This window comes from Actinomadura rugatobispora (assembly GCF_055379765.1).
Genome location: NZ_AP029191.1, coordinates 5,653,630 through 5,671,613 on the forward strand (window position 1 = coordinate 5,653,630; position 17,984 = coordinate 5,671,613).

At 70.0% G+C, this 17,984-nt stretch carries 20 protein-coding genes; 9 read left to right on the forward strand and 11 right to left on the reverse strand.

Annotated elements, in window-relative coordinates:
- Positions 1-29: 29 nt before the first annotated feature.
- Complete coding sequence (locus tag ACZ466_RS25205; protein WP_378281571.1) at positions 30-908, reverse strand: SGNH/GDSL hydrolase family protein; 879 nt, start codon at positions 906-908, stop codon at positions 30-32.
- An 81-nt stretch (positions 909-989) separates the two neighbouring features.
- On the opposite strand from ACZ466_RS25205, the gene ACZ466_RS25210 reads away from it, so the two are divergent.
- A complete protein-coding gene (locus ACZ466_RS25210) occupies positions 990-1,730 on the forward strand; it encodes an alanyl-tRNA editing protein (protein ID WP_378281570.1) in 741 nt (246 codons plus the stop codon).
- 144 nt (positions 1,731-1,874) lie between these two features.
- On the opposite strand, the gene ACZ466_RS25215 is transcribed toward ACZ466_RS25210, so the two are convergent.
- Positions 1,875-2,216 carry a hypothetical protein gene (locus ACZ466_RS25215; RefSeq protein ID WP_378281569.1) on the reverse strand — a complete coding sequence of 114 codons (342 nt, stop codon included), beginning with the start codon at positions 2,214-2,216 and terminating at the stop codon, positions 1,875-1,877.
- A 453-nt stretch (positions 2,217-2,669) separates the two neighbouring features.
- Between ACZ466_RS25215 and ACZ466_RS25220 the strand changes: the two genes are divergently transcribed.
- Positions 2,670-4,313: an IS200/IS605 family accessory protein TnpB-related protein gene (locus ACZ466_RS25220; RefSeq protein ID WP_378281568.1), complete on the forward strand. Its 1,644-nt coding sequence runs from the start codon at positions 2,670-2,672 to the stop codon at positions 4,311-4,313.
- Here ACZ466_RS25220 and ACZ466_RS25225 read toward each other — a convergent pair.
- Positions 4,303-4,956 carry a TetR family transcriptional regulator gene (locus ACZ466_RS25225; RefSeq protein ID WP_378281567.1) on the reverse strand — a complete coding sequence of 218 codons (654 nt, stop codon included), beginning with the start codon at positions 4,954-4,956 and terminating at the stop codon, positions 4,303-4,305. The genes ACZ466_RS25220 and ACZ466_RS25225 overlap by 11 nt on opposite strands.
- Before the next feature lie 71 nt (positions 4,957-5,027).
- Here ACZ466_RS25225 and ACZ466_RS25230 point away from each other — a divergent pair, with 71 nt between their 5' ends.
- The 3 genes from ACZ466_RS25230 to ACZ466_RS25240 all read left to right on the forward strand — a co-directional run bounded on the left by ACZ466_RS25230 (position 5,028) and on the right by ACZ466_RS25240 (position 8,914).
- The gene (locus ACZ466_RS25230; RefSeq protein ID WP_378281566.1) at positions 5,028-7,505 is read left to right on the forward strand and encodes an MMPL family transporter; all 2,478 of its coding nucleotides are present in this window, start codon (positions 5,028-5,030) and stop codon (positions 7,503-7,505) included.
- 176 nt (positions 7,506-7,681) lie between these two features.
- Positions 7,682-8,632, forward strand: a complete 951-nt coding sequence (locus ACZ466_RS25235) for a helix-turn-helix domain-containing protein (protein ID WP_378281565.1) — start codon at positions 7,682-7,684, stop codon at positions 8,630-8,632.
- Between the two features lie 63 nt (positions 8,633-8,695).
- Positions 8,696-8,914 carry a hypothetical protein gene (locus ACZ466_RS25240; protein WP_378281564.1) on the forward strand — a complete coding sequence of 73 codons (219 nt, stop codon included), beginning with the start codon at positions 8,696-8,698 and terminating at the stop codon, positions 8,912-8,914.
- A 166-nt stretch (positions 8,915-9,080) separates the two neighbouring features.
- Here ACZ466_RS25240 and ACZ466_RS25245 read toward each other — a convergent pair whose 3' ends face one another.
- The 3 genes from ACZ466_RS25245 to ACZ466_RS25255 all read right to left on the reverse strand — a co-directional run bounded on the left by ACZ466_RS25245 (position 9,081) and on the right by ACZ466_RS25255 (position 11,673).
- Positions 9,081-9,404 carry a DUF4387 domain-containing protein gene (locus ACZ466_RS25245; protein ID WP_378281563.1) on the reverse strand — a complete coding sequence of 108 codons (324 nt, stop codon included), beginning with the start codon at positions 9,402-9,404 and terminating at the stop codon, positions 9,081-9,083.
- A 29-nt stretch (positions 9,405-9,433) separates the two neighbouring features.
- The gene (locus ACZ466_RS25250; protein ID WP_378281562.1) at positions 9,434-10,822 is read right to left on the reverse strand and encodes an acyclic terpene utilization AtuA family protein; all 1,389 of its coding nucleotides are present in this window, start codon (positions 10,820-10,822) and stop codon (positions 9,434-9,436) included.
- 101 nt (positions 10,823-10,923) lie between these two features.
- Positions 10,924-11,673, reverse strand: coding sequence for a GntR family transcriptional regulator (locus ACZ466_RS25255; protein ID WP_378281561.1), 750 nt, complete (start codon positions 11,671-11,673; stop codon positions 10,924-10,926).
- Between the two features lie 231 nt (positions 11,674-11,904).
- On the opposite strand from ACZ466_RS25255, the gene ACZ466_RS25260 reads away from it, so the two are divergent.
- Entirely contained in the window at positions 11,905-13,287 is a 1,383-nt protein-coding gene (locus ACZ466_RS25260; RefSeq protein WP_378281560.1) for a TRAP transporter large permease subunit, read from the forward strand.
- A gap of 12 nt (positions 13,288-13,299) precedes the next feature.
- Positions 13,300-13,578: a hypothetical protein gene (locus ACZ466_RS25265; protein ID WP_378281559.1), complete on the forward strand. Its 279-nt coding sequence runs from the start codon at positions 13,300-13,302 to the stop codon at positions 13,576-13,578.
- Positions 13,579-13,881: 303 nt separating this feature from the next.
- Here ACZ466_RS25265 and ACZ466_RS25270 read toward each other — a convergent pair whose 3' ends face one another.
- Both ACZ466_RS25270 and ACZ466_RS25275 read right to left on the reverse strand, forming a co-directional pair.
- Entirely contained in the window at positions 13,882-14,358 is a 477-nt protein-coding gene (locus tag ACZ466_RS25270; protein ID WP_378281558.1) for a hypothetical protein, read from the reverse strand.
- A gap of 95 nt (positions 14,359-14,453) precedes the next feature.
- Positions 14,454-14,627 carry a hypothetical protein gene (locus ACZ466_RS25275; protein ID WP_378281557.1) on the reverse strand — a complete coding sequence of 58 codons (174 nt, stop codon included), beginning with the start codon at positions 14,625-14,627 and terminating at the stop codon, positions 14,454-14,456.
- A 1,058-nt stretch (positions 14,628-15,685) separates the two neighbouring features.
- Between ACZ466_RS25275 and ACZ466_RS25280 the strand changes: the two genes are divergently transcribed.
- Positions 15,686-16,051, forward strand: coding sequence for a MerR family transcriptional regulator (locus tag ACZ466_RS25280; protein ID WP_378281684.1), 366 nt, complete (start codon positions 15,686-15,688; stop codon positions 16,049-16,051).
- A gap of 164 nt (positions 16,052-16,215) precedes the next feature.
- Here ACZ466_RS25280 and ACZ466_RS25285 read toward each other — a convergent pair whose 3' ends face one another.
- The 3 genes from ACZ466_RS25285 to ACZ466_RS25295 are packed head-to-tail and all read right to left on the reverse strand — an operon-like array spanning position 16,216 to position 17,432.
- Entirely contained in the window at positions 16,216-16,392 is a 177-nt protein-coding gene (locus tag ACZ466_RS25285) for a DUF397 domain-containing protein (protein ID WP_378281556.1), read from the reverse strand.
- A gap of 15 nt (positions 16,393-16,407) precedes the next feature.
- A complete protein-coding gene (locus ACZ466_RS25290) occupies positions 16,408-16,593 on the reverse strand; it encodes a DUF397 domain-containing protein (protein ID WP_378281555.1) in 186 nt (61 codons plus the stop codon).
- Positions 16,584-17,432 carry a helix-turn-helix domain-containing protein gene (locus ACZ466_RS25295; RefSeq protein WP_378281554.1) on the reverse strand — a complete coding sequence of 283 codons (849 nt, stop codon included), beginning with the start codon at positions 17,430-17,432 and terminating at the stop codon, positions 16,584-16,586. The genes ACZ466_RS25290 and ACZ466_RS25295 overlap by 10 nt, the downstream gene beginning before the upstream one ends.
- A 124-nt stretch (positions 17,433-17,556) precedes the next feature.
- Between ACZ466_RS25295 and ACZ466_RS25300 the strand changes: the two genes are divergently transcribed.
- A complete protein-coding gene (locus tag ACZ466_RS25300) occupies positions 17,557-17,973 on the forward strand; it encodes an ATP-binding protein (RefSeq protein ID WP_378281553.1) in 417 nt (138 codons plus the stop codon).
- Positions 17,974-17,984: the final 11 nt, after the last annotated feature.

Genomic DNA, 17,984 nt, shown 5'->3' on the forward strand with positions numbered 1-17,984 from the left:
CAGGTGAGCCGCGCGGCCCCGCCGAGGCGTCAGGGCCGGGCGCGCTTGGGACGCGGCACGACCTCGTCCGGTTCGTCGCCGTCGCCGGGGATCGCCTGGTCGTGCCCGCCGGTCGGTCCCGGGGACGGCACGGCCGGCGACGGCGGCGTGTAGGTGACCCTGGTCCGTCCGAGCACGGGCCTGTCCAGGCGCATCGACCGCAGGTCGGCCACGAGCCTCCGGGCGATGTGCAGGTTGCCCGCCGGGTTGGGGTGGGTGCCGTCGGAGCGGATCAGGCGGTCGGCGTTGCCGGTGCCCTTGCGCACGTTCCCGGTGATCCACCGTCCCGCCAGCGGGTCGACGAACGGCACCGTCATTTCGGCCGCGGCCTCGCGGAGGACGTCCCGCACCTTCAGCGCCTTGGGGCCCGGGTCGCCGCCCCACAGCGGGCCCATCAGCACCAGCTGGGTGCGGGGCCAGCGCTTGCGCACCGTCTCCATCAGCAGCCGCGCCTTCTGCGCGACCTTGGCGGGCGGCTGGCGGACGTCGTTGTGGCCGCCGGAGAGCACCACCATGTCGGGGGTGGGCCGCCAGGACAGCTGTTCGTTGAACAGCGAGGTGAAGGTCTTGCCGGTGCCGCCGCTGCCGGCGAAGCCGGTGCGGGCCAGCCCGGCCACCACCACCTGCCAGCCGAGGAGGCGGGCGGTCTCGGCGGCGTAGGCGCCCTCCGGCTTGATCCCGCGGATGCCGACGGTGTAGCTGTCGCCCAGGAAGAACACCACGGGCGCGCGGCGTTCGGCCGGTTTCGCGGCGCCCGTGCCCGGGCCGCCGGCGCGGCCGGTGCCCTCCGGGCCGCCCAGCCGGGCGGCGGCCAGGCACGCACTCAACACCAGCACCGCCGCAACGGCGGCCCAGACCAGTCGGGGCACGCTGCAAGCCCTCCGTAGAATCCGCGGTCGGAACGGACAAGATCGGGAGCGCGCCCCCGCGCGGCCCTTAGGGTGACGAGTATGACGACGGGCACTCATTCACACGGGCGAACAGCCCGGCTTGAGCTGGACGACCAGTCGCTGCGCGACTGGGACGCGGTCGTCCTGGAGGCGGGGCCCGAAAGGATCATCCTCGACAGGTCCGCATTTTATCCCGGCGGCGGCGGTCAGCCACCGGACCATGGCGTTCTGTTGTGGCAGGGTGTCCAAACCCGCATCGCAGGAGTACGCAAAAGCGACGATCTGGAACTCATCCCGGTCGAGGGCGACCCGGTCCCGCCGGCCGGAACGGGCGTCCGCTGCGCCGTGGAGGACGATCGGCGCACCGCGCTCATGCGCACCCATTCCGGTCTTCACCTGCTGTGCGGGGTCGTCTTCCGCGACTACGGCTGCCTGGTCACCGGTGGGAACATGGAGGAGATGTCCGCGCGGATGGACTTCGATCTCCGCGAGGTGCCGCCGGGCTTCAAGCAGGCCGTGGAGGACGCCTGCAACCTGGAGGTCGAGGCGGACCGGCGGATCGAGGTGACGTCGCTGCCGCGCGCCGAGGCGTTCGAGATCCCCGACATCATCCGCACCGCGACCAACCTGGTGCCGCCGGAGGTGCGGGAGGTGCGGATCGTCGACATCGTCGGGCTGGACACCCAGGCCGACGGCGGCACGCACGTCGCCTCCACCAAGCAGATCGGCCGCATCACGGTCGCCAAGGTCGAGAACAAGGGCCGGGGCTTCCGCCGCCTCCGCATCAAGATCTCCGACTGAGCCGGCCGCGCCGTTCCGGCGTGCCGGCCATGGACCTTCCTCTTCCTGTCTGCATATATCGATGGGCATCCAATGGGAAGTCGCCACCAGATGCCCATCGGGCGCCGGACCCGCCCTAGGAGAGCGGCGGGACCGGCCCGGTGATCAGAAGATCACCACGTTGAGCCGGACCCGGAGCGGGTCGCCCCAGAAGAGCTGGCACGCCACCCTGATCAGGTTGCTCTGCGGCACGATGTTGAAGACCTGCATGAACGCGTTGCCCATGAAGGGGGTGTTCGAGCCGTCGATCTCGGTGATCGACACCATGACCTGAGACCCGGGGCCCACGATGCCCGGGGGTGTCGTCAGGGGCTTGATGAATTTCCCCTGCGCGGTGAAATCGGCGAAGCCGATGAACTGCGCGGGTGCGGCCTCGACGCGCCCTACCGTGGCGGGTGCGAGTTGCTCCTGTTCGAGCTGGACGTATTCTCCCAGGGTCGTCGTCATCGCAGAAATGCCTCCCGTGTGATGTCGCGGGCGCGTCCGCGTCCCGCTTTCTTCTCTATCCAGTCGAACACGGGCATTTGTCGCATTTCCACCAAGCGGTCTGCGGTCGTGGCTAGATCATCGCTTACGGCCCGAACGGGCGCCGGGACGGCGGCGCGTTCTCCACCGCGTCAGGCGGGCGGCGCGTTGCGGCCTCCGGCCCGACGCGACCGGCCCTTCCGGAGCGCGGTGCGGAGATCGAGTCGTTCATGAAGCACTCTTTGCGCCGCTCCCCGTTTCACCCCGGCTCTCCACCGGGAGGGTTCTCAACTGCTGGTTCCTGAGTGTGCGTAAGTGTGTGCAACTGCTGATGAGTGCGTTGCGGTGCCTTCTCGGCGGCCTCGGTCGGCTTGGACAGAACGCGGCGAGGTGATTCGACTGCGCGTTCGAATGTTGTGACGTACCGTGTCGTGAGTGACACTCACGGCCACCCCGGGTGCGCGGCGGGCGCCGTTCCGGCCGATCGCCGCATCCTTCGTCGTCACCGAGGCGGCCGGGGTGGCGATCCGTGACCGGTTGCGCCTGTCGGGCCGGGACGAGGAGGTCCTGCGTGCGGTCGGGGCGCACCTGGGCTCACTGGCGTCCCGCGATCTGCGCCATTACGGCGCCGCCAATGCGGACCGGTCCCCGGCGGCGTGGGCGGTGCGCAAGCAGGCGCTCACGGCCGATGCCTCCTCCCGCTGGGCGGGCGCGATCACCAAGTCCACCCACGACCAGTACGCCCTGGCCCGGCGCTGCCAACTCGCGCACCTGCGGGGCTTGGAGGCGGGGATCGCCACCCTTGAGCACCGGTTGTCCCTTCCTCTGGGGGCCAGGGGGGCCAAGCGGGCGCCGGGCGGGTACCGGTCGAGGCGCGAGTGGTTCGCCAAGTCCCGCCGCCTGCTCATCCTGCGCGACCGGCTGGCACGGGCCCGGGCCGACTGGGAGTCGGGGGCGGTGCGCGTGGTGCGGGGCGGCAGGCGCCTGGCCCGTACCCGTCACCACCTGACCGAGGCGGGCTTGAGCGAGCAGGCGTGGCGGGCCCGGTGGGAGGCGGCGCGCTGGTTCCTGACCGCCGACGGGGAATCGGGCAAGAGGTTCGGCAACGAGACCATCCGCGTCACCCCCGATGGCGAGGTCAGCATCAGACTGCCCGCGCCGCTGGCCTACCTGGCCAACGCCCGGCACGGCCGGTACGTCCTGGCCTCGAAGGTGTCCTTTCGGCACCGGGGCGCCGAGTGGCGCGACCGCATCGAGGCGAACCGGGCCGTCGCCTACCGCATCCACCTCGACCCGCAGCGCGGGCGCTGGTACCTGGATGCGTCCTGGACCCGCAAAGACCTCCCCGTGATCCCGCTGGACGCCCTGCGGGCCGGTGGAGTGATCGGCGTGGACACCAACGCCGACCACCTGGCCGCACGGCTGCTGGACTCGCACGGCAACCCGATGGGCGCCCCGCGCCGCTTCGACTACGACCTGACCGGCACCGCCGACCACCGTGACGCTCAACTCCGTCACGCCCTCACCCGTCTCCTGCACTGGGCCGAGGCGACCGGCGTGCGGGCCATCGCGATCGAAGACCTCGACTTCACCGGCTCCAAGACCCGCGAGAAGCACGGCCGCCGCAAGCGGTTCCGGCAGCTCATCTCGGGCATCCCCACCGGCCGCCTGCGCGCACGCCTGCTGTCGATGTGCGCCCAGGCCGGTATCGGCGTGATCGCCGTCGACCCGGCGTACACCTCGATGTGGGGCGCCGAGCACTGGCAGAAGCCGCTGACCACCAAGCAGCGCCCCGCGACACGGCACGACGCCGCAGCGGTGGCGATCGGACGACGTTCCCTGGGTCACCGGATCAGGCGACGGACGGCACCGCCCCCGCACCACCAGAGCGATGGTGCGGGGCATCGGACCGCCCAGGCCCGACCCGGTGACCGGGAGAACGAGGGAAACCGCCCACGCGTACCCAGACCACGGACACGATCCGATGGCGCTGGACGCGACCGGAACGCGGTCGACCAGAACGCCCAAGACCGTTCGGGGCGTTCGACTGAGCACGTGCAACTCATGCTCAGTCTCTAGGAACGGTCAGGACGTCGACGGAGCGCAGCCCGTTCTCGACGACGGCCAGCCCCCGGTCGAGCGCGGCGCGCATCGACAGCGGGTCGTAGCCGTGCCGGCGGCAGTGCATGATGACCGCCTGCATCCCGCCGACCGCGACCCCCGAGGCGGCCACCGCGTCGATCTCGCCGATGCCGGGGCACAGCTCGCGCAGCAGCGCCTCCATCACCTCCTGGACGTCCATCAGCCGCTGCAGCGCGCGGGCGCGCACGGCGGGACGCTCCAGCGCCAGCCGGACCTGGACGGGGCCGTACTCGCCGACCCCGGACACCAGCGCCTCGATCACCTCGACGATGGCGGTGCGGAGGGCCTCCAGCGGCGGCTCGCCGAGCGGGCGGCGGGCCAGCCGGTCGGCGACCTCCTCGAGGCGGTCGTCGACCTCGGCGAAGACCACGTCCTCCTTGCTGGGGAAGTAGCTGAAGAAGGTGCGGGGGGAGACGTCGGCCGCCGCGGCGATGTCGGCGATGGTGGTCTCCTCGTAGCCGCGCTCGGCGAACAGCCTCAGCGCCGCGGAGCCGAGGGCCTCGCGGGTGCGCCGCTTCTTGCGCTCGCGCAGGCCGGAGCCGGCCCCTCGGGCGAGTTCCGGTTCGTCCACGTGACGCATGTCACTCACTTTACCATGACTGCATTTTTGCAACGGTTGCAATCATTCACCGGCCGTGTTTTTCTGCGGTCATGGCGCGATTCCTCGACAGGCTGGGACGTCTCTGCGCGCGCAGGCGCTGGGCCGTGTTCGGGATCTGGGCCGTGCTGATCGCCGGCACGGGCGTCCTGGGGGTCGTCCAGGGCGGGATCTTCGTCCAGCAGAGCACCCTGCCGGGCACCGAGACCCAGCGCGCGATCGACACCATGCGCGCGGACTTCCCCGCGATCTCCGGCCCCACCGCCACGGTCGTCTTCCACTCCACCCCGGAGTCGAGCCCCGGGGACTGGCGGGTGGCGCTCGTCGTCGGCGAGTCCATCGAGAACATCACCAAGCTCGATCGCGTCGCCTTCGCCGAGAACCCGTACGTCACGGGCATGGGCGGGATGAAGAGCCACGACGCGGTGGCGATCCGGGTGAACTTCACCGGCGACATGGGCGATGTCAGCCACGCCGACCTCGACGCGCTGGACGAGGCGGTGGAGCCGGCCCGGATGGCGGGGCTGGACGTCAAGTTCGGCGGCATCACCGCGATGCTCCTCAACCAGCCCAAGGGCGGCCCGCAGGAGGGCGCCGGCATCATGCTGGCGATGGTCGTCCTGCTGCTGGCCTTCGGCTCCTACCTGGCGGCGGGCGTGCCGATCCTGATCTCGCTGTGCGGGATGGTGGTCGCCTACTCGGTGATCCATCTCGCCGCCGGGCTGTTCGAGGTGCATCCGATCTCGCCGATGGTCGCCGCGATGCTCGGGATCGGCGCCGGGATCGACTACGCGCTGTTCATCGTCACCCGCTACCGCCAGCAGCTCGCCGCGGGCGACGACGTGGAGACCGCGGTGGGCCGCGCGATGGCGCACGCGGGGCACGCGGTGGTGTTCGCGGGCGGGACGGTCGTCTTCGCCATCTGCGGGCTCTTCCTGTCCGGCATCACGTTCATCGGCCGGATCGGGCTGGCGTCGGCGGTCGCGGTCGGCCTCATGGTGCTGGCCGCGCTGACGCTGCTGCCCGCGGTCCTGGCCGCCATCGGCACCCGCATCGACCGCTACCGGCTGCCCCGGGTGCGTCCGGACCGCTCCTCGCAGCGGTGGGAGCGCTGGGGCCGGCATGTGGACCGGCGGGCCTGGCCGTACGCGATCGTCGCCACCCTGCTCCTGCTGGTGATGGCGATCCCGACCCTCAGCATGAGGTTCGGGGTGATGGCCGACAGCACCTCCTCGCCGCAGATGGCGGCCCGGCAGGCCTACGACGTCGTGGCGAAGGAGTTCGGCGCCGGGCACTACAGCCCGTTCGTGGTCGTCGCCAAGGTCCCGGGGCAGGCGGAGCGCGTCAAGCCGCCGACCCTGCCCAAGGAGAAGGACGAGAAGAGGAAGGAGGAGCCCGCCGACCCCGGGCTGACCGGACTGTCCGGCATCACCGGGCCCGCCTCGCCCACCCCGAGCCCGAGCGCCCCGCCCGGGGGGACGACCCCGCAGGTCAAGGGCGCGCCCGACCTCACCAAGAAACCCGACCGGCGGGCCGTCCTGCTCGCCCAGGACCTCAAGCGCCGGGTGTCGGAGGTGCCGGGCGTGGCGTTCGTCGCCGAGCCCGTCATCACCGGGACGACCGCGACCGTGCAGGTCATCCCGTCCGGGGCGCCGCACGACAAGGCGACCGGCGACCTGGTGCACCGCCTGCGGGGCGTGGAGCTCCCGGCGGCCAAGGCGGCCTATCCGGGCGCGGCCGTCTACCTCGGCGGCGAGAACCCGGCGATCATCGACATGGCCGACATGGTCGGCGGCCGCATGCTGACCGTGGTGGTCGCGGTCGTCAGCGTGGCGCTGGTGCTCCTGGTCATCGCCTTCCGGTCGATCCTGGTGCCGATCAAGGCGGCGCTGATGAACCTGCTGTCGATCGGCGCCTCGTTCGGCGTGGTGACGGCCGTGTTCCAGTGGGGCTGGGGCATCCAGCTGCTCGGGGTGGACCAGGCCACGCCGATCATGTCGTTCGTCCCGCTGTTCATGTTCGCGCTGATCTTCGGCCTGTCCATGGACTACGAGGTGTTCCTGCTGTCGCGGATCCGGGAGGAGTACGACCGCAGCGGCGATCCGCACGGCAGCGTGGTCACCGGCATCGCCGCCACCGCGCGGCTCATCACCTCCGCCGCGCTGATCATGATCTTCGTGTTCCTGAGCTTCATGCCCCAGCCCGACCCGACGGTGAAGATGATGTCGCTCGGCCTGTCGGTCGCGGTGGCGGTGGACGCCACGATCGTCCGGCTGGTCCTCGTCCCGGCCCTGATGAGCCTGCTCGGCCACGCCAACTGGTGGTTCCCCGGCCGGAGGAAGCGCACCGAGGAGCCGCGGCCTCCCGCGGTCCCCTCGCGGTACGCGTGGACGGCGCGCCGCAACGGCGACGGCCGCGGGGCCGACGGGCCCGTCTTCGCCTTCCGGGACGCGGGGCCGGTCGCCCTCCGCCGGGCCAGGGTCCCGGTGGGCGCCACGGCCCCCGAAAGGGATGCGGAGCCCGGCGATTGAGCGTCGATTTCCTGCACGTCCGGCCTGGTGGGGGGACCGCAAGGAGGGGCCGATCACGCGGTGGGGTGCCGCCGGGTGAGGCGGGGGCGATAACGTTCGAGGGCCCGGCGCCGACCGAGGGCGGTGGCGACCGGGGGAGGAGGAGCCCGATGCGGCACGGTGACGAGCTTTCCCGTATGCGTCACCCGTCCGATGACGAGGCTCTGACGCCCGTGCGCCTGGCCCCGGCCGGGACGCGGGCCGTCGCGGTGGCCGAGTCGCGTATCGGGTTTCCGACGGAGGGCGGACCCACCGTCCTGCGCATCCTGCTCGGCGCGCAGCTGCGCCGGTTACGCGAGGCGCGCGGGATCTCCACCGAGGACGCCGGATACGAGATCCGCGGCTCGCACTCCAAGATCAGCCGGATGGAGCTGGGCCGGGTCGGCTTCAAGGAGCGGGACGTCGCCGACCTGCTGACCTTCTACGGCGTCGAGGACACCGAAGAGCGCGACCTGCTGCTGCGACTGGCGCGGGAGGCCAACTCGCCCGGCTGGTGGCACCGCTACGGCGACGTACTGCCCGACTGGTTCGAGACCTACGTGGGCCTGGAGGGCGCCGCCGCGCTGATGCGCACCTACGAGGTGCAGTTCGTCCCCGGGCTCATGCAGACCGAGGAGTACGCCGCCGCCGTCGTCCGGCTCGGCTACCCGGACGCCCCCGAGGAGGAGGTCGGGCGCCGGGTGGGGTTGAAGATGACCCGGCAGGAACGCTTCAACGACTCGTCCGGCCAGATGCTGTGGGCGGTGCTGGACGAGGCGGTGCTGCGCCGCCCGCTGGGCGGCCGCGAGGTGATGCGCGGGCAGATCCGGCACCTGATCGACATGGCGGGCCGGCCCAACGTCACCCTGCAGGTCGTGCCGTTCGGGGCCGTCGACAACGCCGCGGCGGGCCGCCCGTTCACCATCCTGCGGTTCGCCGAGCCCAGCATGTCGGACGTGGTGTTCATGGAATACCTGACCAGCGCCCTCTACCTGGACAAGCAGCCCGACGTCGACGCCTATCTGCGCGCCATGAACACTCTGTGCATGGCCGCGACCAGTCCCTACGACACGGCCCGTTTCCTGGACGAGGTCCTCCGCGCGACATGATCCCCCCGAAGCCGCGGGGATGCTACGCTCGGCCCAGTAGTTGATATTTCAAGGAGAACAGAGATGCACCTGACTCCCCAGGGGGACCGCTCCGCCGTGAAGCGCCCGGGGAGTGTGGTCGCCGCGGTCGCGCTCAGCGTGCCCGTCACGGTCACCTGGATCGTCGCGGGCATCGCCTGGATCGTGGTCACCCTCGCCGTCGGCATCATCGCGGGCGTCGAACTCGCACTCCTCAACACCAAGACCGCCACGGCCTGGTTCTCCCAGCGGGCCCAGGGCTGAGGAACATCCCGGCCGCGATACCGCTGCCGCTGCCACGCGCCCGGACCGGCGCCGTCGCCGGTCCTGGTCGCGGTGGCGCCGACGCCACCAAGCCCGCGCCCGCATACGCCGCTACCCGCGACAACAGACCCGAGAACGCTGAAGATCGCGACTTGCCACTGGAGTATCAGGGCGCCGGGACGACGATGTCCAGGAGGGGCGGGTACTGCTGGCAGCCGAAGATGTCGCCCTCGCCAGGGCTGCCGCTGGGGGCCGAGCGCGCCAGCGTGAACTTGATCGCGTACGCGGGGTCGAAGGTGACGAAGTCGACGATGCGCTCGTCCGGCACCCTGAACAGCGCCGCCACGGTCTCCCGGGTCACCGCTCCGCTGCGCTTGACGTGCTCGTACACATCGCGGGACGGGAAGATCACGTCGAAGGTGATCCGGTCGGTCCCGGCGTTCTTGCTGCGGATGGTCTTGGCCAGCTCGGCCAGGGTCCGGGTGGGCATGCTCGCTCCTGCGCTCTCGAGTGGGCCGGTCACCGCGCCGTCCCGTCGACGTCCACGATCTTCAGTGTGAACAGTTCCATCGGGTCGCCCACCGGCACCGTGTGGTTGATGGACCAGGCGTAGGCGGGGCTGGCGGGCAGTACCTCGTCGACCACGAAGGCCGCGGTGCCCGCGGTGCCCTTCACCTCGGGCAGCCGGGCGTAGAAGATCTGCCGGGTGCCCATCAGGGTGACGCTCTCGGCCAGTTCCCTGGTCGGGGCGATCCCCTCGACCAGCACGCACAGCTCGTGGGACGTGATCTCGGTGACCGGTTCCAGGTCGCCCATGACGCCGTTCTTCCCGTACACCCGGAAGTTGAGGCGGTAGTCGATCCCGCCGAACTGCGCGGCGACCTCGCCGCGCACCAGGTCCAGCACCGTGTCGATGTTGGAGATCGTGTAGGGGTCGCGGATTCCGGCGACGCCGATGAACTTCTCGCCCATCCAGGCCGAACCCTCGATCTTGACCTTGACGTCGCCGTCGACCGGGACGTACCGCTGGCCGGTGATTCGGGTGGTCCTCTCGTCGTACTGCTCGTAGCGGCAGTCCGACATGTCGAGCCTGCCCCCGGCGAAGTACTCGTCGTGGGGGTTGGAGCGCTCGTACATCGCGTGCCCGGCCACGCTGGCGACCGTGCAGCGCTGGTGCGGCGCCATCGCGGTCACCTTGACGTCCTCGTGGGTGATGGTGCCGATCACGCTCTCCTTGGCGCCGTACGGCTCGGCGCAGAACGAGGCGCACTCCAGGACCTTGCCGAGGTAGTAGGCGTGCTCGGGCGGGAAGCCCTCGTGGATCGCCGGCGCGGCGAACACCGCGCAGTCGCTGGACCGCCCGCCGATGATGACGTCCGCGCCACCCCGCAGTGCCTCCAGGAACGGGTGGACCCCGGCGACGGCCACCGCCCGGGTGGTGCCTTCCAGATCTTCGGCGGTCAGGTCGGAGCGCCCGTCCAGGCCCTCGAAGACCACGCCGCGGTCCATCCGGGAACGCAGGTCGCCGGTGCCCACCTCGGAGTAGAAGTAGGCCAGCTTGAACGGCGGAAGCCGGTGTTCGGCGGCGAGGTCCCTGATGATCTGCACGAACATGTCGACGCGGCTGTCGGTCCCGCAGTCGCCCGCCGAGCCGACGAGCATGGGGACGCCCTGCTCGCGCGCCGCCAGCAGCATCAACTCCAGGTCGTGCTTCTGCCACTCGTACATGCTCACCGAGCGGTCGGAGCCGAGCGCCGCGGGGCCGATGTCGTCGCTGCCGGAGTCGCAGCAGTAGTAGTCGGGCCGGGTCGCGGCCGCGATGCGGAAGCTTTCCTCCTTGGTCGGCGCGAAGCCGAGGTGCCCGTTGGGGCTGACGATGCGGAGTTCCGACAGCATGTAATACCTCATCTCTAGTGGTTATAACCACCAGAGCCAGCGTGGCATCACGTCCGCTCCGGTGTCAACGTGCGGGAGTACGCCCAGCTCAGGGCGGGGGCGGTGCGGGACGGTCAGGAGAAGGCGGGCAGGCTCCGGTCGACGGCGAACCGGTACCGGTCACCCCGGTAGCAGGCGATCCGGTACTCGACCGGCCGACCGGCGCTGGAGATGACCGAGGTGACCTGGAGGATCGGCCATCCTTCGGGAATCGACAGCAGTCCGGCCAGGCGCCGGTCGGCCACGATCGCCTCGAACGCCTGCTCCAGCCGGTCGGGCCTGGTGCCGGCCTGGTCGCGGTAGAGGTCCAGCGTGGAGAACGGCGTGCCCGCCTCGTGGGCCCGCCTGGCCGCCGCGGTCATCTCCTCGCCGACGTCCGGCGGGAAGTAGCTGTCGTAGAACACGATGGGCTCGTCGTCGCCGCGGCCGATCAGCTGCAGGTTGGTCACCGGCGCGGCGGGGTCCAGGCGCAGCACGCTCGACTGCGCGAGGTCGCTGACGGTGACGGTCGCGGCGTGCACCGAGGTGGACGCCACCAGGCCGCGCTGGGCCAGCGTCTGCTCGAAGCTGTGCAGGCGGTCCAGCGCCTGCTCCATCGGCGCGCGGGCGGCGAAGGTTCCCACGCCGTGGACGCGGTGCAGCAGCCCTTCCCGCTCGCCGATCTCGATGGCCCGGCGGACCGTGATCCGGCTGACCGCGAACAGGGTGCACAGCTCCCGCTCGGAGGGGAGCTGCCCGCCGGGCGGCCATTCCCCCGTCCGGATCTTCTCCCGGAAATCCGCCACCAGCTGCGCGTACAGCGGACGCCCGCTGCCCCTGTCCAACCGCCGCTCCCTTGCCCGCTCGGCCGGTCGTGCCGGTCGGCCGAGGTTCGTACCACACCATGACCTGCGCGATCCAAGGATGCCATCGATCCCGAGCACCCGCGGTCCGTAGGTACACAGGAAGACGATTGCGGTCGACAAGAAGGGTCTTTTGTTGCTGCCCAGTGCCGTGCTACGGTCCCCCCGTCATTAGGACATAACCAGTATTACCACTGGTACCTTCGATGTTCCGTGGGAGGCGCGTTGTTCGGGTTGCCCGATGCGCTGATGCTGCTGATCGCCCTGATCGCCTTCATCGGCGTCATGTTCCTCGTCTTCAAGCGGCCGATGTACGAGAACATGGCCCTCGGGCTGGTGCTTCTCGTGGCGCTCTCCGGCCAGTGGGGACGGCTCTGGGAGTACCTGGTCCACCCGGCGCAGGACAGCCTGTTCTACGTCATCTTCACGTTCCTGGTCGTGGCCGTGGTCTTCGACGCCACCGACGTCGTGGGCCGGATCGTGAAGATCATGCTCGCCGCGATCGGGCGCTTCCGCGGCGGCTCCGGCTATGTCGCCACGCTGGCCAGCGCGTTCATGGCCTCCCTGTCGGGCAGCGGCCCCGGCAACGCCGCGGCCGTGGGCGCCTTCACGATCCCCATGATGAAGCGCGCCGGATTCAAGCCGCACATGGCCGCCTCCATCGAGATGTCGGCCAGCATGCTCGGCAACATCATCCCCCCGGCCGGCATCATCTTCCTCTCCTACGGCGTCTTCGACCGGCTGTACCCGGGCGAGATCAGCATGAGCGGTTGGACGCTGGGCGCCGCCACCATCGGCCTGTGGTTCCTCCTCCAGAAGCTCGTGGTGCTGTTCGTGATCTGCCGGGTCACCCGGGTCGCCCCGGTCCCGGTCGAGGAACGGCCCCGGTTCGCCGACGCCTGGCGGGAAGGCTGGCCCGCCCTGATCCTGCCGGTGCTGATCTTCATCCCGCTGGTCGTGGACTTTCTGGCCGAGGACCAGCTGGCCGCCAGGCTCGGCGCCGACGGGGCGGAGAACTTCTCCTCCGCCGTCCTGATGTTCACCCCTGGCATCGCCGCGGCCTACGCCCTGCTCATCGGCCGCGCGTCCCTGCCGGGCGGACGGCTGCGCCCCGGCCCGGTGCTGGAGATCTTCCGCGGCTCGCTGCGCAAGGTCGTGCCGGTCGCCGCCACGGTCTTCTTCGCCTACAGCATCTCCGAGGCGTTCGCCGGCCTGGACGCGGAGGCGGAGATCGAGCGCTGGTTCACCGGCCTCGACCTCGATCTGACCCTGCTGGTGGTGGTCCTCCCGCTGGCCTTCGGCGTCCTGGGCATGGTCCTGCCGGGCACCGCGCAGGTGGCGATCCTCGGCGGGTCCATGGTGACCGCCTTCGCCGCCGCGGGCGCCGACCCCCTGCTGCCCGCACTGATGCTGCCCGCACTGACCGGGGCGCTGGAGGGCATGACCCCGCCCCTGGCCCTGGGCCTGTTCGTCACGATGGGCATCGCCGGCTCGGAGTTCGGCAAGACCGCCAAGGTCGCGCTGATCTGGATCGGCGCCCATCTGCTGATGTCCATGATCCTGCTGGCCGGGCTACTCCCGGTCGCCGGACTCTGATCAGGAGCGACCGTGAAGAAGACCCTCACCATCTGCTACGGAGCGCTGGCGTTCGTGGCCACCCTGCTCGCGGCCGTCCTGGCCGTGGTCTTCCTTGCCGCGCTCGCCGTCGGCGGCTCCGCGGGCGCCGCGCTGAGCGACCTGGGAGCCACGATCGCCGACTGGAGCATCCTCGTCGCGGCGTTCGCGGTGCTCCTCGGCCTGATCAGCATCTACGTCTCCGGCGAGCACGCACTCACCACCCGGGGTGACCGCCGCGAGCCCGAACCGGACGACCCGTCCACCACCTGACCGCTGACCGGCGAGTCCGTCCTGCGATTCACTTCCGAACAGCGCCTCGACGACGGTGTCCTCGAGCGCGAATTCACCCTCGGCGATATCCCCGGCATCCTGTGGACGCCCGGATTCGCGTCCGCGCCGGCCCCGCTGATCCTGCTCGGCCACCCCGGCGGAGGGCTACGCCGCGGCCACCATCGAGCTCCCCGGGTGCGGTGACCGGCCCCGTTCCGCCGCCGCCGAGGAGGCCCGCGCCGAGCGGTGGAGGCCGGCACCTGAAGTGAGGCGGGGCCGTCAGGCCGACAGCAGGCCGCAGGATCACCCCCAGCCGTACTTGCCCGGGTACTCGCCCACGTGGGGGACGTCCCAGTCCCAGCCTTTCCAAGGCGAGTACTCCGAATAGTCCGAGGGGACGCGCTCCACCATGACGGGGACGGGGGTCAGCGGGCCGCCTCCACGGGGGCGCGCGGCGGCGCACATGGCGAATATGTCGAGATCGACGATGTGGTCGATCGAGTTGGGGGCGGGGACGCCGTGCGTTTGGCTGATGGTGGCCTTCAGCCCGCCGCCGGACGCCCGTGCGAACTTCCAGCCGCCGTTGTTCCAGCCGACGTTCCACACGGAGGTCATGTCGCCCTTGGGAAGCGTCCACAGCGGCCAGGCGAAGACCTCCACGCCGTCGACACGGAACCAGCCGGAGGGCAGGCCGTGGGGCAGATCAGGGCTGCCGTACTGCGGATAGCCGAAGTTCTGCACGGCCAGCGTGGCCAGCCAGGTGGCACCGGGAACGGCCATGCTCCCACCGGGCCCGCGCAGCCCGGGGTCGGTGGAGTAGGACGCGCGGTGGTCGAGCAGCCATCCCTCCGAGCCCTCGACGCGTCGCCAGCCGGTCAGCGCTTCGGTGAGCGCCGCTCGGGATCCCGCCGCACCTCCAGCATCGGGTAGTACCAGAAGCTCCCGATGGTCTGCCGGCCTCGGACGGCGATGAGCGGGTTCACCAGGCAGTGGCCGGCCGCGTCGGTGTCCTGGTCGGTGATCGTTGCGGCCAGCCAGGATCCGCCCATGCCGCGGGACAGTTTCCGGTAGCCGGCGGGCGTGACCCGCAGCGGGTCCGGCGCCCCGCGCCGCCTGGTATCGGGAACCCGCGGGTGTGCGGCAGCGCCTGCCCCTCACCGATACCCCGCAGCCGCTCCACCAGTATCGCGACCAGGTCGGCGACACTCGCGGGCCGGTGGCAGTGCAGGATCGCGTGCCTGTCGTCCGGGTCCCAGCTCAGATAGCAGGTCTCCATCAGCTGCGTCGTCAGGCCGATGGTGGCGAGGAACCCCAGCGGCTCGTCGCCGACCAGGCCGGGAAGGTCGATCCGGTGCAGATCGGTCAGCCTGCCACCTCCACGGCGCCCGTCCCGACAAAGCCCGACCGCATTTTATTCTCCCGAAGCCCTGCGCGGCCTCATGATCCTCGGTGAGAAGGTCGCGGTGCTGCGTGCGGTCCCGCAGAGGCCACCGGGTCGGGTGCTGGCCCGACCAGGACCTGATCCCCGGAGCAGGCGATCGGGGCGTGGTCCGACGGAGAGATCCGTGTCTTGTGATCTACGAAACTCTGCAGTGACCGGAGTAGATTTTCCGTCCGGGATTGGGTAGTGTTCCTGTCATCGACGACGAACAAGTCCATGAGATACGGGTAGAGGACGAACTGCCCGAAGCGATGGATGAGCGGACCGGGCGTGCCGGGGCCAACGCAAGGCAAGGGGCTCTGGCAGCCGGTCCGCCCCGCGGCCACCGGGCCGCGGCAGCAAGAAGAACACGCAGTAGCACGAAGTGAAGTCGAGGAAGGGAGGGTTCGGCGCCATCAGGATCGCCCGCAAGCGGCTCCAGTCACGTCGCGCGGGTACCGCAGCTCCACAGATGGGATGGTGGTCTACGGTCACGCAACCGCGATCCCCGCATCCCCGCCCCTCGTTCGGGCGGCTGACGCGGAAGAAGCCCGGCCTCAGGGCCGGATAGATGGTGTTGTACCTCTGGGCCCCGGCGCCGCGGTTCGGCGTCGGGGCCCTCGTTGCTTACCTCGCCCACGGTTCCCAGGCAGTACGGAAGGTTTCGTGAAAGCACCCCAGCCGGAGATGGCCGGCGACCACCCCGCCCCGCAGGGCGACTCAGACGACACTCTCGACGACAAGTTCGACGATGAGGACTACCCGGCCTACAGCATGGGCCGCGCCGCCGACATGCTCGGGGTCACTCCGGCGTTCCTGCGCAGCCTGGACGCCAACAAGCTGATCGTCCCGCAACGCTCCACCGGCGGGCACCGCCGCTACTCGCGCTACCAGCTGCGCCTGGCCCAGCGCGCCCGCGACCTGATCGACCAGGGCACCGCGCTGGAGGCGGCCTGCCGCATCATCATCCTGGAAGACCAGCTCGCCGAGGCACAACGCCTCAACGTCCAACTCCGGCAGGAACGCCCACCCCGGCAGGACCCACCCCGATAGGCCGTCGGCCCTGGCGTAAGTGGGATTGTTGCGGCGCTGCGCCGTCGACTGGGCGGCTTGCACTCAACCTGAGTTGAGTGCAAGCCCGGTGGACCGCCAGAACCCGCCGACATGACAACGCCCCGCTCCGCACTCAACGCGGAACGGGGCGCTCGCGCCTCGCCTCAGAGACTCTTGATGGCCTCGGCGAACCGCCGGAAAGCGTCGTGGGGGATGTGGATGTGGGGGCCGTGGGGGTCTTTGCTGTCGCGGATGGCAATGGTGGTGGGGAGATCGGCGACCTCGATGCAGTCGCCGCCGTTGCCGCCGCTGTAGCTGGACTTGCGCCATGCGATTCGCATCAGCTTCCCCTCTGTCTAGAGGTTCTTGATGGCCTTGGTGAGCTGCTTGAAGGCGTCGTGGGGGATGTGGAGTTGAGGGCCATCGGGGTCCTTGCTGTCGCGGACTCCGATGGCGGTGGGGAGGTCGGCGACCTCGATGCAGTCGCCGCCATTTGCGGCGCTGTAGCTGGACTTACGCCACCGGTACTGTGTCAGCTCCATTTTTCCTCCGCGGTCCTACGAATTAGATCGATCGACTGGTTCAGAGGCAGTGCCAGCGAGCGAAGTTGCAGGAGTGTTCTCGACATGGCTGCGAGATCCTCGGGTTCGCTCATGGTGAGCCCGCGAGCGGACGTCTCCACGTACGCCACCTCCGTACGATCCTCCAGCGTAGCGATTTTGAATGCTCCGGCTGTACCGAGATGTCCGGTGGCGGGGACGACCTGCACTGTGAGGAAGGGGCCGATGCGGCTGACCAGGTATTCGAGCTGGTCACGCATGACCTCTGGTCCGCCGATATCCCGATGGAGGACGTTCTCGTCGAGAAGCACCGCCAGTGAGGGGGGCGCTGGCTGCTCTCGCGTGAGGATGCTCTGACGCTTGATCCGCGCTTCCGCCGCTTCCTTGTCGCCAGACAGAAGCGCCGAGGCGTAGGCCGGGGTCTGTAGTAGTCCGTCAATGACCATCGCCTGGAACGAGTCCAGGTGGACGGCCTCGTTCTCGACGGGGGGCCAGTCGAACCAGATGGGGAAGGCGGCGTCGGTGACGAGGTCGTCCCAGAGTTCGATGAGCTCGCCCTTGGCGTTGAGTTCGTGGTCCATGGTTTCGGCGAACTCCCGCGTGCAGCGGGTCTTGCCCGCCTCGACCTGTGAGATGTACTGGCCGGTGACCCCCTTCCCTGGATTGGCCCTTACGCCCAGGCGTTCCTGAGAGAGGCCGGCCGCTTCGCGGAACCGCTTGAACCGCCGTCCGAAGGCACGAAGGGCCGGTGACACATTGGCGCGCTTCTGTCGAGGGGCCACGGGTTCATCATCTCCCAACTGCTCGAAAGTGGCCAGCAAACCGGGCGTGATGATCGCCCGAGGTTTGTCACCACTACCTCCACTTACTACGGAGTGTAAGACTCTCGTCACTTAAATGTCAGCCATATCACTGGAACGAGGCACGCCTCAGGGGACATTCACCATGATCGACATTCGCAACGTCGCGACCGGGCCCGAGATCCAAGATCGGAATGCGCCCGTGCTCATCCTCGAATCCACCGACCGGGCGCCGTCCCAGGCACGCGGATTCACTGCCAGGATCTTCACGGAATGGGGCATTCACGACCATTACCTGGCGCGCCTGGTGGTCTCGGAACTGATCACCAACGCCCACCTGCACGGTGCGGGCGCGATCATCCTCCGGCTCTCGATCGGGGCCGACGGACGTCCGCTGATCGAGGTCTACGACGCGGGAGATCGGCTCCCCGACGTCCTGCCGGAGAACCACGCGGCCACGGGCGGACGGGGCCTGCCGACGGTCGCGGACGTCACGGCCGCCTGGGGCGTGCGTCCCGTCGAGGGCGGCGGCAAGGTCGTCTGGGCCAGAATCAAGGGCTGACGTCGTCGCTT

Excerpts from the sequence above, each read along its gene's own strand:
- ACZ466_RS25210 (WP_378281570.1), top strand. The coding sequence starts at position 990 with ATGACGACGGGCACTCATTCACACGGGCGAACAGCCCGGCTTGAGCTG.
- ACZ466_RS25215 (WP_378281569.1), bottom strand. The coding sequence starts at position 2,216 with ATGACGACGACCCTGGGAGAATACGTCCAGCTCGAACAGGAGCAACTC.
- ACZ466_RS25225 (WP_378281567.1), bottom strand. The coding sequence starts at position 4,956 with ATGCGTCACGTGGACGAACCGGAACTCGCCCGAGGGGCCGGCTCCGGC.
- ACZ466_RS25230 (WP_378281566.1), top strand. The coding sequence starts at position 5,028 with ATGGCGCGATTCCTCGACAGGCTGGGACGTCTCTGCGCGCGCAGGCGC.
- ACZ466_RS25235 (WP_378281565.1), top strand. The coding sequence starts at position 7,682 with ATGCGTCACCCGTCCGATGACGAGGCTCTGACGCCCGTGCGCCTGGCC.
- ACZ466_RS25240 (WP_378281564.1), top strand. The coding sequence starts at position 8,696 with ATGCACCTGACTCCCCAGGGGGACCGCTCCGCCGTGAAGCGCCCGGGG.
- ACZ466_RS25245 (WP_378281563.1), bottom strand. The coding sequence starts at position 9,404 with ATGCCCACCCGGACCCTGGCCGAGCTGGCCAAGACCATCCGCAGCAAG.
- ACZ466_RS25250 (WP_378281562.1), bottom strand. The coding sequence starts at position 10,822 with ATGAGGTATTACATGCTGTCGGAACTCCGCATCGTCAGCCCCAACGGG.
- ACZ466_RS25270 (WP_378281558.1), bottom strand. The coding sequence starts at position 14,358 with ATGGCCGTTCCCGGTGCCACCTGGCTGGCCACGCTGGCCGTGCAGAAC.
- ACZ466_RS25275 (WP_378281557.1), bottom strand. The coding sequence starts at position 14,627 with ATGGGCGGATCCTGGCTGGCCGCAACGATCACCGACCAGGACACCGAC.
- ACZ466_RS25280 (WP_378281684.1), top strand. The coding sequence starts at position 15,686 with ATGGCCGGCGACCACCCCGCCCCGCAGGGCGACTCAGACGACACTCTC.
- ACZ466_RS25285 (WP_378281556.1), bottom strand. The coding sequence starts at position 16,392 with ATGCGAATCGCATGGCGCAAGTCCAGCTACAGCGGCGGCAACGGCGGC.
- ACZ466_RS25290 (WP_378281555.1), bottom strand. The coding sequence starts at position 16,593 with ATGGAGCTGACACAGTACCGGTGGCGTAAGTCCAGCTACAGCGCCGCA.
- ACZ466_RS25300 (WP_378281553.1), top strand. The coding sequence starts at position 17,557 with ATGATCGACATTCGCAACGTCGCGACCGGGCCCGAGATCCAAGATCGG.